The organism is Sphingomonas sp. AAP5 (genome assembly GCF_004354345.1).
GTDB classification, from domain to species: domain Bacteria; phylum Pseudomonadota; class Alphaproteobacteria; order Sphingomonadales; family Sphingomonadaceae; genus Sphingomonas; species Sphingomonas glacialis.
In genome coordinates this window covers 2,914,380-2,927,956 of record NZ_CP037913.1, presented here as the reverse complement: position 1 = coordinate 2,927,956, position 13,577 = coordinate 2,914,380, and the positions used below count along the sequence as shown (strand labels likewise).

General features: G+C 66.8%; 11 protein-coding genes and 1 tRNA gene. All 12 read right to left on the bottom strand.

What is annotated here, in order from left to right; genetic code table 11:
- Nucleotides 1-8: 8 nt before the first annotated feature.
- Entirely contained in the window at nt 9-1,064 is a 1,056-nt protein-coding gene (locus tag E2E30_RS13550) for a glycosyltransferase family 2 protein (protein ID WP_133190626.1), read from the bottom strand.
- On the bottom strand, nt 1,061-3,532 hold the full coding sequence (locus E2E30_RS13545; protein WP_133190624.1) for a DegT/DnrJ/EryC1/StrS family aminotransferase: 2,472 nt from the start codon (nt 3,530-3,532) through the stop codon (nt 1,061-1,063). The genes E2E30_RS13550 and E2E30_RS13545 overlap by 4 nt, the downstream gene beginning before the upstream one ends.
- A 113-nt stretch (nt 3,533-3,645) precedes the next feature.
- Nucleotides 3,646-4,404 (bottom strand): SDR family NAD(P)-dependent oxidoreductase, encoded by a 759-nt coding sequence (locus E2E30_RS13540; protein ID WP_443018336.1) that lies wholly within the window; start codon nt 4,402-4,404, stop codon nt 3,646-3,648.
- Between the two features lie 22 nt (nt 4,405-4,426).
- A tRNA-Phe gene (locus E2E30_RS13535) sits at nt 4,427-4,502 on the bottom strand.
- Between the two features lie 30 nt (nt 4,503-4,532).
- Nucleotides 4,533-4,721 carry a DNA gyrase inhibitor YacG gene (locus E2E30_RS13530; protein WP_133190620.1) on the bottom strand — a complete coding sequence of 63 codons (189 nt, stop codon included), beginning with the start codon at nt 4,719-4,721 and terminating at the stop codon, nt 4,533-4,535.
- Complete coding sequence (locus tag E2E30_RS13525) at nt 4,721-5,677, bottom strand: ribonuclease (protein ID WP_133190618.1); 957 nt, start codon at nt 5,675-5,677, stop codon at nt 4,721-4,723. The genes E2E30_RS13530 and E2E30_RS13525 overlap by 1 nt, the downstream gene beginning before the upstream one ends.
- Before the next feature lie 6 nt (nt 5,678-5,683).
- Entirely contained in the window at nt 5,684-6,253 is a 570-nt protein-coding gene (locus E2E30_RS13520) for a Maf family protein (protein ID WP_133190616.1), read from the bottom strand.
- Between the two features lie 136 nt (nt 6,254-6,389).
- Complete coding sequence (gene infA, locus E2E30_RS13515) at nt 6,390-6,608, bottom strand: translation initiation factor IF-1 (RefSeq protein ID WP_010162480.1); 219 nt, start codon at nt 6,606-6,608, stop codon at nt 6,390-6,392.
- 306 nt (nt 6,609-6,914) lie between these two features.
- Nucleotides 6,915-7,775: a restriction endonuclease gene (locus E2E30_RS13510; protein ID WP_133190614.1), complete on the bottom strand. Its 861-nt coding sequence runs from the start codon at nt 7,773-7,775 to the stop codon at nt 6,915-6,917.
- Nucleotides 7,772-10,576, bottom strand: coding sequence for a class I SAM-dependent DNA methyltransferase (locus tag E2E30_RS13505; RefSeq protein WP_133190612.1), 2,805 nt, complete (start codon nt 10,574-10,576; stop codon nt 7,772-7,774). The genes E2E30_RS13510 and E2E30_RS13505 overlap by 4 nt, the downstream gene beginning before the upstream one ends.
- Before the next feature lie 70 nt (nt 10,577-10,646).
- Nucleotides 10,647-11,111: a hypothetical protein gene (locus E2E30_RS13500; RefSeq protein WP_133190610.1), complete on the bottom strand. Its 465-nt coding sequence runs from the start codon at nt 11,109-11,111 to the stop codon at nt 10,647-10,649.
- Between the two features lie 284 nt (nt 11,112-11,395).
- Nucleotides 11,396-13,552 (bottom strand): sodium-translocating pyrophosphatase, encoded by a 2,157-nt coding sequence (locus E2E30_RS13495; RefSeq protein ID WP_133190608.1) that lies wholly within the window; start codon nt 13,550-13,552, stop codon nt 11,396-11,398.
- Nucleotides 13,553-13,577 lie beyond the last annotated feature (25 nt).

The window sequence follows — 13,577 nt, the reverse complement described above, 5'->3', positions numbered from 1 at the left end:
GCGCGCGATCAGCCGGCCTTGCGCCGCTGCGCCGAGCGGATCGTGCCGACAAGGCGCGAGAGGATCAGTTCCTCGATCCCTGCATAGCCCATCCCGAGATGATCGGGGCGCACGCCGGTCGCGTCGCCGAGTTTCAGCCGGCCGGTGCGCAAGCCGGCGCGCCCGATCCGCGCCCAGCGCCGCGCGGTTTCCCAGCGGATCAGAGCAAGGCTCTCGGCGTCGGGCGCGTGGCGGCGGATGAAATCGTCCTGCAGCGCGACGAGCGTCTCGCCGACACGCTCGAAGGTCGCGCGGTCTGGAACCGGCTGTTGCGCCATCACGTAGCGGCCGATCAACGCCGCGGCATCATCCGCCGCATCGCCGAACAGCGGGGCATAGGCATCGGCCAGGACTTCGCTCGCACGCTCGCGCATCGCCGTCGCCTGGCGCTGGGACGCGCCGCCGCCATGCCGGCGATAGGTCAGCAATTCGTCGTCGATCCGAGCGATTCCGCCAAATGCGGAGATACGGTGATACAGATCGAAGTCCTCGGCATAGACGCGCTCGGGGCGCTGGAACGGATCGAGCTTGCGCGCCACGTCGGCGCGCATCATCACCGACGACCAGACCAGCGGGTTCTCGATCCGCATCAACCATTCGATCAGCGCCGGGGTCGATAGCGGCGCGAGCGCGGACGGCAGAATCGCGCCCTCGAACAGCACGTTCGCCGCGCTGCCGACCAGCACGATCTCAGGATGCGAGTCGAGATAGGCGACCTGGCGCGCGAGCCGCGTCGGGTGGCACAGATCGTCATGGTCGAGCGCGGCGATGTAGCGCCCGCGCGCCTCGACAAAGGCGGCGTTGCGCGTCAGCACGACGCGGCGATTGGACGGCGCCTCGATCACGCGGATCCGCGGATCGGCGAAGCTGCGCGCGACCGCGACGGTATCGTCGGTCGAGCAGTCGTCGACGATGATCAGTTCGAAATCGGCAAACGTCTGCGCCTGCAACGAAACGATCGTCTCGCCGATCAAGTCCGCCCCGTGATAGGCGGGCATGATGACACTAACGGTAGGGGCAGTCATGCCACCGCCCGTGCGCCATCGCCGAGCACCTGGTCAACGATCATCGCGCCGACATCGTTCTGCCATTGCCACAGTCCGTTCGCTTGCCCCGAGAAGCTCGCTTCGCCGCCGAGCCGGCCCCATGGCACGAAGCCCGCCGCCAGACCGATGCCGAACAGCCCCGGGATCGCCGCACCGCTCGCATCGAGGATGCGGCAATGCCGATCGACCATCGCGCTGCCCTGGTGCGCCGCAAGCGCGATCGCGCGGCCATCCTGATCGTGCACCGGCAGCGCGCGCGGGCGATAGCCGAGCGCTGCGATGACGAGATCGGCCTCGGCGAGATGCGCGCGCGCGGCCGCATCGTCGTCGCCGCGCACCTGATGGACGGTGAGCCGTGGATCGGGCGTGCGTCCGTCGACGCGGAGCTCGCGCAGGACGAGTTCGCGCGCCTCGAGCCGGAAGCCCGCGAGGCGATAGACGAAGCCGCTGACCGGGCAGATGTCGTCGGGCCCGAAATCGGTGAAGCCCTCGGCCTGCGCCGCGGCGGGGGTGGGATAGAAGGGGCGAAGCGGGCGGCGGTGGAGCAGCGTGACCGCGCCGGCGCCAAGCGGGAGGCTCGCGGTCTTGAGCAGCAGGACGATCGTCGCGATCGCGCTCGTCGATCCGCCGATCACGACGATCTTGGGATTGCGCTTGGTCGAGAGCAGATCGATGATCTTGGCCGGGCCGCCGAGCGCGAGCGCCTCGTCCGACTGCATCAGCCGATCGCCGACCTCGCTCACGAGCGATACGCCGCCGACGCGTTGCGCCGCGAGCCGGTCGAGCGGCTGGTGGCCGCCCGTCGCAATCGCGACCGCGCTCGAGAGTTGGTCGAACTCGTGCCCATCGGCGCGCCGCCGCATACGGCTCGACCACAGCCCGCCTGCCACGCGCGTCGTGCCGAGCACGTCGTGTCCGGTCAGGACCGTCCCGCCATGCTGCGCCACCAGCGTCTGAAGGCGATGACCGGTGGCCTGGACGAACGGGCCCACTTCGACGAGCGGCACGCCGAGCGCGCCGATATAGTGACCGACGGCTTGCCCGGTCGGATGATCGACCAGCGCGGCGAGCTCGGGATGCGGATTGTCGCGCACCGCGCTGAGGAAGGTCTCGGCGGTGCTGTCCGAGGTGATCGCGTAGCGACCGATCCGCCCTTCGCCGAGCGTCGCTTCGCGTTCGGCGACGATCAGTCCCGATGCTGCCAGTTCGGGAAGGCGACCCCGCTTGCTCGCCGCGGTGAGCAGCGCGGTGCCGGCAGGGCCGCCGCCGACGATGAGCAGCGAGGCGATCGCGTGCTGGCGCGGCCGGGCGGCGCTGCGCGTTTCGCGCGCCAGGATACGGTTGAAGGCCTTGGCGATCACCGCGACGTCGGCGATGGTCATCGCATCGGTGACGGGCAACGAGAGCGACCGCGCCCCGATCGAATCGGCGACCGGCGTCGGCAGGATCGTCGCAGTTCGCTGGAACAGCGGCTGTTCGCCAAGATGCGGGCTGAAATACTGGCCCGACCCGATCCCGACCGCTGCGAGCGCGGCGGCAATTTCGCTCCGACGATGCGCCACCGCTTCGGGCAGCAGCACCGGCATGAACTGGCTGGCGCGGCGCTGGCCTTCCGCCTGCTGGAACGCGACTCCCTTTAGTTGCGTACGGTAGGCATGCTCGAGCGCGGCGCGCTGGTCGCATACCGTGTCGATCTCGGCGAGCTTGGCGCGCGCCATCACCGCGAGCACTTCGGGCAATTTGGCGTTGAGGCCGAACAGCGTCGCGCTGCGATTGGCCTCGAAACCGAAATTGGTCATCGCGCGCAGCCGGGCGATCAAGTCGGTGTCGCCCGAATGGATCAACCCGCCCTCGGCAACAGAAAAGGTCTTGGTCGCGTGCATCGAATGCACCACCGCGAACGGCGCCCCCGCGCCGAACCCGCCGCCGCCGGCGTCGCGCGTGCCGAGCGAGGCGGCCGCATCGACCACCACGCCGACGCTGTGTTCGCGCTGGAGCCAGGCGTAGCGGTCGAGGTCGATCGCGGTGCCGAAGGTCGCATAGGGCAGCAGCACCGCGATGCGATCGCCATAGTCGCGCAGCAGCCGCTCCTCGGCCTCGGCGCTGGCGGTCCAGTCGGCCGGGTCGATGTCGCAGATCAATGGGGTCAGCCCCGCCCACAAGGCCGCCTGCGCGGTCGCGGCGAAGGTCAGCGCGGGCATCAGCGCGTAGCGGCCGGCGGTGCGCTCGCCCGCAGCTTCGCGGATCGCGATCATCAGGCCGAGCGTTGCATTGTTGACCGCAAGGCAGGCGCCTTGGCCGTCGAAGAGCTGCGCGGTCGCCGCGGCCTCGAACGCGCGGACCTCGGGGCCGTTGTTGCTGAAATGGCCCGACGCCTCGACGCGCTGCAGTGCGTCGACATGATCGCTGAGCCGCGGAGGGTTGGGAGCGATCAAGGGGTAGCGCATGGTGGTCGGGCCTGTCTGGACTACGGACCCGCGCCTTGTGGCGTCTAGCCCCCTAAAATCTCGTTACACGCCTGACATATCCTGCGATCCGCTGCGGACCGTGTGCGGTGCGATCAGCTTTCGCGCGCCACGGCGAACCCCGCGAACGACTGGTTGACCGGCATGAGTTCGAGCGTGTTGATGTTGAGGTGCGCCGGCAGTTCGGCGATCCACAGCAGCGTTGCCGCGATGTCGCCGCCGGTCATCGGGTTGGCGCCGGCATAGAGCGTGTCCGACGCGGCCTGATTGCCGCCGGTGCGCACCACGGTGAATTCGGTCTCGACCATGCCGGGCTCGATCGAGGTGACGCGCACGCCGGTGCCGTGCAGATCGGCGCGCAGGCCGAGGCTGAACTGGCGGACGAACGCCTTGGTCCCACCATAGACGTTGCCGCCCGCGTAAGGGTAGGTCGCCGCGACCGACGACAAATTGAGGATTGCGCCCTTGCGCGCGACGAGACCCGGCAGCAGCGCCCGGGTGACGGCGACCAGTGCCGACACGTTGGTGTCGATCATGGTCTGCCAGTCGTCGAGCTTTGCGGCCTGCGCGGGCGCGGTGCCGAGCGCGAGGCCGGCATTGTTGATCAGCGCGTCGATGCCGGCAAATTCGGACGGCAGGCCGGCGATCGCGGCCTCCATCGCCGCGCGGTCGCGAATGTCGAAGGCGAGCGTGTGGACCGTGTCACCGAGCGAATCGGCTAATGCCTGCAGCCGATCGGCACGGCGCCCGGTGGTGACGACGCGCCAGCCGGCGGCGGCAAACGCGCGGACCGCGGCCTCGCCGATGCCCGAGGTTCCGCCCGTGATGAAGACCGTACGCATCGTCATCACCATGTCTCCGACGCTGTCAGGAAAATGGTGCCCGAGGGCGGATTCGAACCACCGACACTGCGATTTTCAGTCGCATGCTCTACCAACTGAGCTACTCGGGCACTCCCGAATTGCTCCGGGGAAGCGGCCTCTTAGTCGCGGTCTTGGGGCGTGTCTAGCCCGTCTTCATCATCTTCGCTCGGCAAAGTGCGCACCGGGATCGCATACCCCTCGCCGAGCCACTGTAGCAGGTCGCGGTCGCGACAGCCTTGCGAGCAGAACGGGGAGAAGGCCGCGAGCGGCGGTTTGCCGCAGAGCGGACAGGGTTTGGAACGCGCCATCATGCCACCTCGAAGACCGGGGTGACGCCGGTACGCCGGGCGAGCTCGGCGATCCAGTGCGGATTGGCGGCGAGTGCGCTTTGCACGCGCGCCGACACACGGTGCTGCGTCGGGGCCGGCGGCGGGGTGCGCTCGATTCGGCGAAGCAGCGCACGCGCCTCGGCGGCGGCGGGATCGGCGCGGAGCAGCTCGGGGAGCGAGACGCGGGTGCGGCGGCGGATGATCTGGACGAAGCCGAAGCCGTTCATCGCGGTGCGCTCGAACGGTTGCGGCAAGCCAGCGTCGAGCGCGGCATCGACCGCGCCGCGCGCTGCCTTGCCGGTGAGCGTCGGGAAGTCGATGCCGATCGACCCGCCGATGTCGAAGCGCACGATCGCCGCCGCGACCGCGCGCGCGGCGGCGAGCGCGAGCGGTTCGAGCGGGGGATAGCCGTCGACGTCGAACAGCGTCATCGCCGGGGTCGGGCTCATCCGCAGCGCGCCGCCGACGGGGCCCGAAAAGACGATGTCGCCGGTCTGCGCTTCCTCGAGCATTTCGGACCAGCCGGCGGCCTCGAAATGGTCGGGCTCGTGCGCATGGCAGGTCCGCACGGCCACGCCGCTTGCGGTGATTCGCTCGAGCAGGCTCGGCCCGACGCGCTCGGGGCCGTCAGCGGGGACGCAGCGTGGCAGCTTGGTGCGGCGGCCCTCGGGGATCGCCTCGCGCACCAGCTCGACCAGCAGCGTGGCCCCTTGCGTGATGCCGGGCGGGAGCGGCGCGAGCATCGCCTCGCCGCCGGCGAAGGCGACGCGGCCCTCGCGGCCCTTGACCGTGATCTCGACCAGCCGGGCGGGCAGCACCGCGCCGATCCGCGGGCCTTCGCGCTCAAGCTCGATCCGCGCCTCGACGATCGCGCCGCCCGCGACCAGGATCGCGCGGGCCTCGCCGATCCCGGCCTCGTAGAGCCATTCGCTCATCGGCGCTCAGCCAAGCGCCACGCCCGCTGCCAGCAACAGCGCGCGCGTCTCGAACAGCGGCAACCCGACGACGCCCGAATGCGACCCCGACAGGAAGCGCACGAACGCCTCGGCGCGGCCCTGGATGGCATAGCCGCCAGCCTTGCCGAGCCCCTCGCCGCTGGCGACATAGCTGTCGATCTCGGCCGCGGAGAGCGGCTTGAACGCGACGATCGTGTCCGACAGCCGGGTGCGCGGCGTGCCGTCGGCGGCGATGACGCACACCGCACTCAGGCACTGATGGCGCCGGCCCGAGAGCAGGCCGAGCAAGCCGCGCTGGATCTCCTCGGTGTCGGCGGGCGGCAGGATGCGGCGCCCGCATGCGATCGTGGTGTCGCCGGCGAGGACGATCTCGCCCGCGGCACGCGCCACCGCCTGCGCCTTGGCGATCGCGAGCCGCAGCGCATAGACGCGGGGCGCCTCGCCGGGCAGCTGGCTCTCGTCGATGTCGGGCGATTCGATTCGCGACGGCGTCACCCCGATCCGCGCGAGCAGATCGCGGCGGCGCGGCGAGGAGGAAGCGAGGACGAGGGTCATATCATACCTTCCCCGGCGACGGCCGCCGGCCGAGCGCGCAGGTCGTTGTCATCACGCGCGGCAGAACCCGCGGCAGTCCACGACCGGGCCACGACCGGACCCCGGCCGTCGCCGGGGCGGAACGGGGTCGGCGCGCTTACTTGAAGCGGTAGGTGATCCGCCCCTTGGTCAGATCGTACGGCGTCAGCTCGACCAGCACCTCGTCGCCGACGAGCACGCGGATGCGGTTCTTGCGCATCTTGCCGGCGGTGTGACCGAGGATTTCGTGATCGTTCTCAAGCTTCACGCGGAACATGGCGTTGGGCAGAAGCTCCACCACCTGGCCGCGCATTTCGAGCAGTTCTTCTTTTGCCAAACAAACCTCTGAGGATGTGGGTGATCTTGTGCGGTGTTCGCGAAGCGCGGCGCATAGCCGAACACGCCCGAAAAGGAAAGCGGTGCGACGAACCGAGCCGTGCTTGACTCGATTGACCCCTGGAGCTGGTGTTATCGAGTTCGATCGTTTCCGTTTTTGTGATGATCGCGCGGGGTGGGCGCGCGGGGGATGCGGGTGACGGGCTGACGCTGAGAAAGAGCGGCGCTGTGGAGCGCGAGTCGGGTGGGAGGATGACAAAAAGGGGGCGTGTAGGACAGCGGTTTTTAGAGGGCCCGAGAACCGGCTCTAGATTTCGTCGAAGAAAGCCCCATCGACGCTGATCTCATAGGTCGTCACCGGGCGCACGACGACGCCAAGCCCGACCTCGCGCAGCAGATCGCACAGCGCCTCGCCGTCGATCAGGTCGATCGCGGGCGCCCCGTCGCGCGTCGCCTCGCGCCGTGCATCGGGGGTGAAGGTGCCGGTGGTGATGACCAGCCCCTTGTCCGCGCGGCCCTGCATCGCGCCGCGAAAATCTCGGATCGTCGGCGCGCCGACCGAGCCTTTGTAGCGCTTGCACTGGAACAGCACGTGGAACGAGACGAGGTTGACGCGCAGCACGCCTTGCCCGTCGATCCCGCCATCGCCCGATTTGCCGGTGACTTCGACGCGGGTGAAGCCATGTTCGCGCAGCAGCCGCTGGCAGAGCCGTTCGAAGGCGGCGGGTTCGATCGACTGGAGCTTGGCGAGGAGCAAGTCGGCCCAGACGGTATCGCTTTCGTCGTTTTGGCCAAGTTCGGGCGCGTCCTTTGGCTTGGAGGGCTTTCGCGGGTGGCGGGCAGCGTAGCCAGCAGCGACGGCCTTGCGAACTTCGGCATCGGACCAGTCTGCCGCTGCGCGGCCTTCCTCGGTGAGAATCCAGACGCCGCGCTTTGGATTGGCGACGAAGCCGGGATACTTCAGATAACTGCGTGCCCATGACATTCGATCTGGCGCAATCAATACGCCGGTCGTCGCGTAGGCGAGCTCCATTTGCTCCGGGGTGAGCGCGAATTGCTCGATCAATGCCGTCTCGATCTCCTCGTTGCTAGCCGACCCGCCGAGCGCGGCTAGGACTTTCAGCGTCGGCAGCATAAAATCATCGTGTTTGGGGAGGGCGGCGGTCATTTAGTTTCCTTGGTCGTAGTGCCGCTCTTGCGCGCGACGCGGCGGTTGGCCTTTACGCCGGTGGTGGCGAGCGGGTTCACCAGCGCCTCGTAGCGGCCGAAAAGATGCTCGACGCGGTCGCGGTCCGAGGCGAAGGGGGCGGGGCGGTAGAGCCGATCAACCGCCAGATCGAGCGCATGATGCGCACGGCGCAGGTCGCCGGGCATGGTGTCGGGATCGTAGAGGTCGGCGAGGCTGGCGGTGGGATGCGCGGCGCGGGCCTTGAGCACGGCTTGCGCGAGTTGCTCGATTTTGGAGCGCTGGGTGGACGTGGCATCGGGCCAAGGGAAAGTATTATAGACGACACCATTAGAGTAGCGGTAGTCGCTTTTCATCCGTCCGCCGATATGAGCGAGCCAAGACATATGTGACCGGCTGGTTAGGACGCCAAATTCAAAAAAAGTTGCGTCCGGCAAAATTCGAAGAGTCTGATTGGCGATACTCGTTGGAGTAAGCCAACCAATGGGGACGTAAGCTCGACGCTCGGAGCTGGTGTTTGGGATAACCAAATAATCGGAAGTGAGCCGCTCATCGACGCCAATTTTTGTGGGATAGTCTGCCATTGCGAGCGTGCTGGGTCGTTCGCTTTTAGAACGATAGTCGCGCAACATACGCATTCGCTCCATGACCCTGGGCAAAGCTCGAAGAAGAGCAGGATCCGCTTCGGCCAAATACAAAATCGAACGTGAAAACCCATTGATATATTCGTCTCCTCCCAAGAAATCGCGAAATAGCGGCTCTGCGGCTGGTTCATCTCTGAGGAAAAGATCGCGTTCATCATGCGTGAAAGTTAGAAGGCCGTTGTCGATCATCTGCACCCCGGTTTTTAGGCGGCGTGCTCCATTAATTGGAGACTTCGCTGAAGGAATTACCAAGTGGCGATTTGTTACCCCTAGCGCATCGAATAAGTATGCCGTAAGCGAAGTGTGTCGGGTTTCTACCGGATCTTTCTTAATATCGGGGTAGCTAAAGAGCCTTTTTTCTGCGGGTTCGTTGTCGCGATGTGCAAGACCGGTCACGACCACATGCACATGCGCTGTTCCGCGCGCCTCGCTGTTCCAGCTAAAGGTTCGATGCGCGAAAGCTATCTCTAGATGAGTGCGGTCAAATAATATTGGCCATAACTGAGCAACTTGCTCGCCTTGGGTAATAGAATTTGTCGAAACGAAAGCTATCCGAATGCTGGGGTTTTTATCGACGAATTCTCCTGCCTTGACAAACCACGCCGCAACATAGTCAAGAATTGCGAAATTCTCGGCAGAACCGACTGCGCGTTTGAGCTGGTTTTTTTGCTTGGTGGACTGCTCCTTCTTTCCCACAAACGGCGGATTGCCCATGATATAATGCAGCTTTTCCGGCGGCACCAACTCGGCCCAATCGGTGTCGAGCGCATCGGCGTTGAGGATATGCGGCGAATCCTTGAGCGGGATGCGCGCCGAATTGCCCTGGAACGCCTCGTTATATTCGTTGTTGGCGAGGTGGTCCGCCATCCACATCGCCACCTCGGCGATGCGCGCGGGGAATTCCTCGATCTCGATGCCGTAGAATTGCTCGACCGTGACGCGGCTGAGCAGCACCGCGTCGATCTGCTGCGTCGGATACAGCGCCTGCAGGCAGGCGAGTTCGAGCCGCCGCAGCTCGCGATAGGCGATGACGAGGAAATTGCCGCAGCCGCACGCCGGATCGAGAAAGGTCAGCCGCGAGAGTTTCGCCTGGAATTCGAGCAGCGCGGTATCCCGCCCGGTGCGGCGCGCGACCAGGCGGTCGAGCTCGGCGCGCAGATCGTCGAGGAAGAGCGGGCCGATCACCTTCATGATATTGGCTTCGGAGGTGTAATGCGCGCCCTTCGAGCGACGCTCCTTGGCGTCCATCACCGACTGGAACAGCGAGCCGAAGATCGCCGGGCTGACCCCGGTCCAATCATGGCGGCACGCGTCGATCAGCAGCGCGCGCATTTTCGTGTCGAACACCGGGGTGCGCAGATGCCCGGCGAAGAGCTGGCCGTTGATATAGGGGAAGGCGTTGAGTTCGCCCGAGAGGCCGGTCTGGCGCTCGCTTTCCGGCGTGTCGAGCACGTCGAACAGCTCGACCAGGATGCGGCCGGTGTCGCTGCCATCCTCGCGCGTGTCGGTCTGGAGCAGCTCGAGGAAGATGTCCTTGGGCTGGAAGATGCCGGTATCGTCTGCGAACATGCAGAACAGCAGGCGGACGAGCAGCTGTTCGAGATCATGCCCCTTATAGTTGGCCGCCTCGAGCGCGTCGTGGAGCTTGCCCATCAGCTCGGCGGCCTTGATCGTCACGCCCGCCTGCGTCTCGAAGGTGCGCTGACGGCCGAGGACGAAGGCGAACGCCTCGATATGCTTGTGCAAATCGGCGAGCTTGAAGCGCGTCTCGGTGCCGGTATCGAGATCGAGCAGGCGCCAGCTCTGGAAATCGCAGGTCAGCACGTAGCGCGGCTGTTCGGCCGGCGGCAGGCCGTCGATATAATCGAGCGCTTGCGTGCCGGCCTTGTCGAGATCGAGCTTGGCGCTTTTCTGTTCGATCAGCAGCGTGCGCGGCCAGAACAGGTCCATGAAGCCGTGCTTGTTGCTGAGCAGTTTGACGCGTTGCTCATAGGTGGCGACGCGGCGGCGCTTGATGCCGAAGATGTCGAAGAAATCGTTGTAGAAGGACTGCGTTTCGCCCTTCTCGTAATGCGCCTCCTGCCACTCCTTGCTGAACGCGCGCGCGCGGCGCTTGATCTCGTCCCAGCCTAACCGCATCGCTCGCCCCCGTTTCGGGGCATGTGGCGGAAAGCGCGGGAGAAAGGCAAGGGGCTTGCGCTCCCGCCGCTCACCCGCCGCCGATGAACGGCAGCACGCGCTCGTAATCGGCGCGCGCGCCGCGGCCGTGTTGGGCGTGGAAGCCGTTGGTGGTCAGCACGTAATCGCCGACGATCGCCGCCTGCTGCTCGATGTTGAAGCGCGTGAAGGGGCGGTTGGTGTCGGCGAGGTCGCCGTAATGGTAGCGCCCGGCGGCGAGCGTGCCGCGCAGGCGGACCCACATGCCGTGCTGATGCTGCCAGACGTGCGTGAGTTCGTGGAGGATCCAGGCGAGATCGGGGACGGTGGTCGAGAAGTCCGGCTTGTAGCTGGGCTTTGGGAAATAGATGTGGCCGTTGGGGGCCATCGCGACGCCCCGCGGCTGGAAGGGGAGGTAGCGGCGGGCGTGGACCTTGATGCCGTCGTACGCGATCGCGTCGCCGAACAGGGCTTGCGCGTGGTGGAGCTCGCCGGGGGAGAGGGGGCGGTGGGGCATTTGCTGGGGGTAGCGGGTTTTTGGGGGCGGGGGAAATTTGGGGGGGATTCCCCCCACCCGTCACCCCGGCCTTGTGCCGGGGTCCACCGGGATGCGCGCGCAACGCGCGTTGCGCGCGCGGGGCGGTGGGCCCCGGCACAAGGCCGGGGTGACGAAGAAGGGGCGTCGTGGCAAAGCCACGCCGTCGGTCGGGGGCGTCGGGCGCCCCCGCCGGCCGGTCGCGCCTGCTAGGGCTTTCGCCCTAGCCTGCGCTCGCAGCAGGGCTGCGAGCGGCAGCAGCGCGACTAGCCTGCGCTCGCCGCCAACGCCGCCAGCAACAACAGCGCGACAATGTTGGTTATCTTAATCATCGGATTAACCGCCGGCCCCGCGGTGTCCTTGTACGGATCCCCCACGGTATCCCCCGTCACCGCCGCCTTGTGCGCCTCCGAGCCCTTGCCGCCATAATGCCCGTCCTCGATGTATTTCTTGGCATTGTCCCACGCGCCGCCGCCCGATGTCATCGAGATCGCGACGAACAGCCCCGAGACGATCACCCCGAGCAGCATCGCGCCGAGCGCCGCGAAGCCCTCGGCCTGCCCCGCGACGAAGCGGATCACGAAGAACACCAGGATCGGCGAGAGCACCGGGAGCAGCGAGGGGACGATCATCTCCTTGATCGCCGCCTTGGTGACGAGATCGACCGTGCGCGCGTAATCGGGGCGGCTGGTGCCCGCCATGATGCCGGGGTTTTCGCGGAACTGGTGGCGGACTTCCTCGACGACCGCGCCCGCCGCGCGGCCGACCGCGGTCATCCCCATCGCGCCGAACAGATAGGGGAGCAACGCGCCGAGCAGCAGCCCGACGATGACGTACGGGTTCGACAGCGCGAAATTGACCGTGAGATCGGGGAAGTCGCGCGCGAGGTCCGAGGTATAGGCGTTGAACAGCACGAGCGCGGCGAGCGCCGCCGAGCCGATCGCATAGCCCTTGGTCACCGCCTTGGTGGTGTTGCCGACCGCGTCGAGCGCATCGGTGCGGTGGCGGACGTCGTCGGGCAGCCCCGCCATTTCGGCGATGCCCCCGGCATTGTCGGTCACCGGGCCGTAGGCGTCCAAAGCGACGACCATCCCCGCCTGCGCGAGCATCGCGGTCGCGGCGAAGGCGATGCCGATCACGCCCGCGAGCTGATACGCCGCGATCACCGCGACGACGATGACGAGGGTGGGCAGCGCGGTCGATTCGAGGCTGATCGCGAGGCCCTGGATGACGTTGGTGCCGTGGCCGGTCTGCGACGCCTTGGCGATGCTGCGGACGGGGCGGAAGTTGGTGCCGGTATAATATTCGGTGATCCACACCAGCAGCCCGGTGACGGCGAGCCCGACCATCATCGACCAGAACAGCTCCCAGCCGGTGAAGGTCGCCGCCGCGATGCCGGCGGCGGCAACCTGCGTCCCGCCGTCGAGGAAGGCGTTGCCGCCGATGATCGCGCTCATGTCGCCGAGCACATAGCGCGTGACGAGGTAGATCGCCGGGATCGACAGCAGGATGCTGACCCAGAACCCCTTGTAGAGCGCGCCCATGATCGATTGGCCGCGCCCCAAGCGGACGAAATAGGTGCCGATGATCGAGGTCAGGATGCACACCCCGCCGACGATCAGCGGGAGCGTCATCACCTGCAGCAGCGCATCGGCCTGGCGCAACGCGAGCGCGACCGAGATCATCGTCACGCCGATCGTGACGACATAGGTCTCGAACAGATCGGCCGCCATGCCGGCGCAATCGCCGACATTATCGCCGACGTTGTCGGCGATGGTGGCGGGGTTGCGCGGGTCGTCCTCGGGGATGCCCGCCTCGACCTTGCCGACGAGATCGGCGCCGACATCGGCCGCCTTGGTGAAGATCCCGCCGCCCAATCGTGCGAAGATCGAGATGAGCGAGGCGCCGAACGCGAGCGCGGTGAGCGCCTTCACGACGACCGGCGCGCCGGCATCGGCGCCGTTCGGCCCGGCGAGGAACCAGAAGGTGCCCGAGATCGCGAGCAGGCCGAGGCCCGCCACCAGCAATCCGGTGACCGCGCCCGAACGGAACGCCATGGTAAGGCCGCCCTGGAGCGATGTCCGCGCGGCTTCCGCGGTGCGGACGTTGGCGCGGACCGAGATGTTCATCCCGACATAGCCCGCCACGCCCGACAGCACTGCGCCGAGCGCGAAGCTCACCGCCGAGACGGGGGTGCGCATCCCGTCGAGGAAGATCCAGACGAGCACGAGGACGATCACCCCAACGATCGCGATCGTGCGGTATTGCCGACCGAGATAGGCCTTGGCGCCCTCCTGGATCGCGGCGGCGATGTCCTGCATCTTCTCGTTGCCCGCGGGCGCTCGGAGGACCTGGGCGGAGGTGAGGAGGCCGTAGGCTACGGCAAGCAAGCCACAGATGATGGCGGCATAGACGATCGTCATGCGTGTCCTTTCCCATGGATTATCG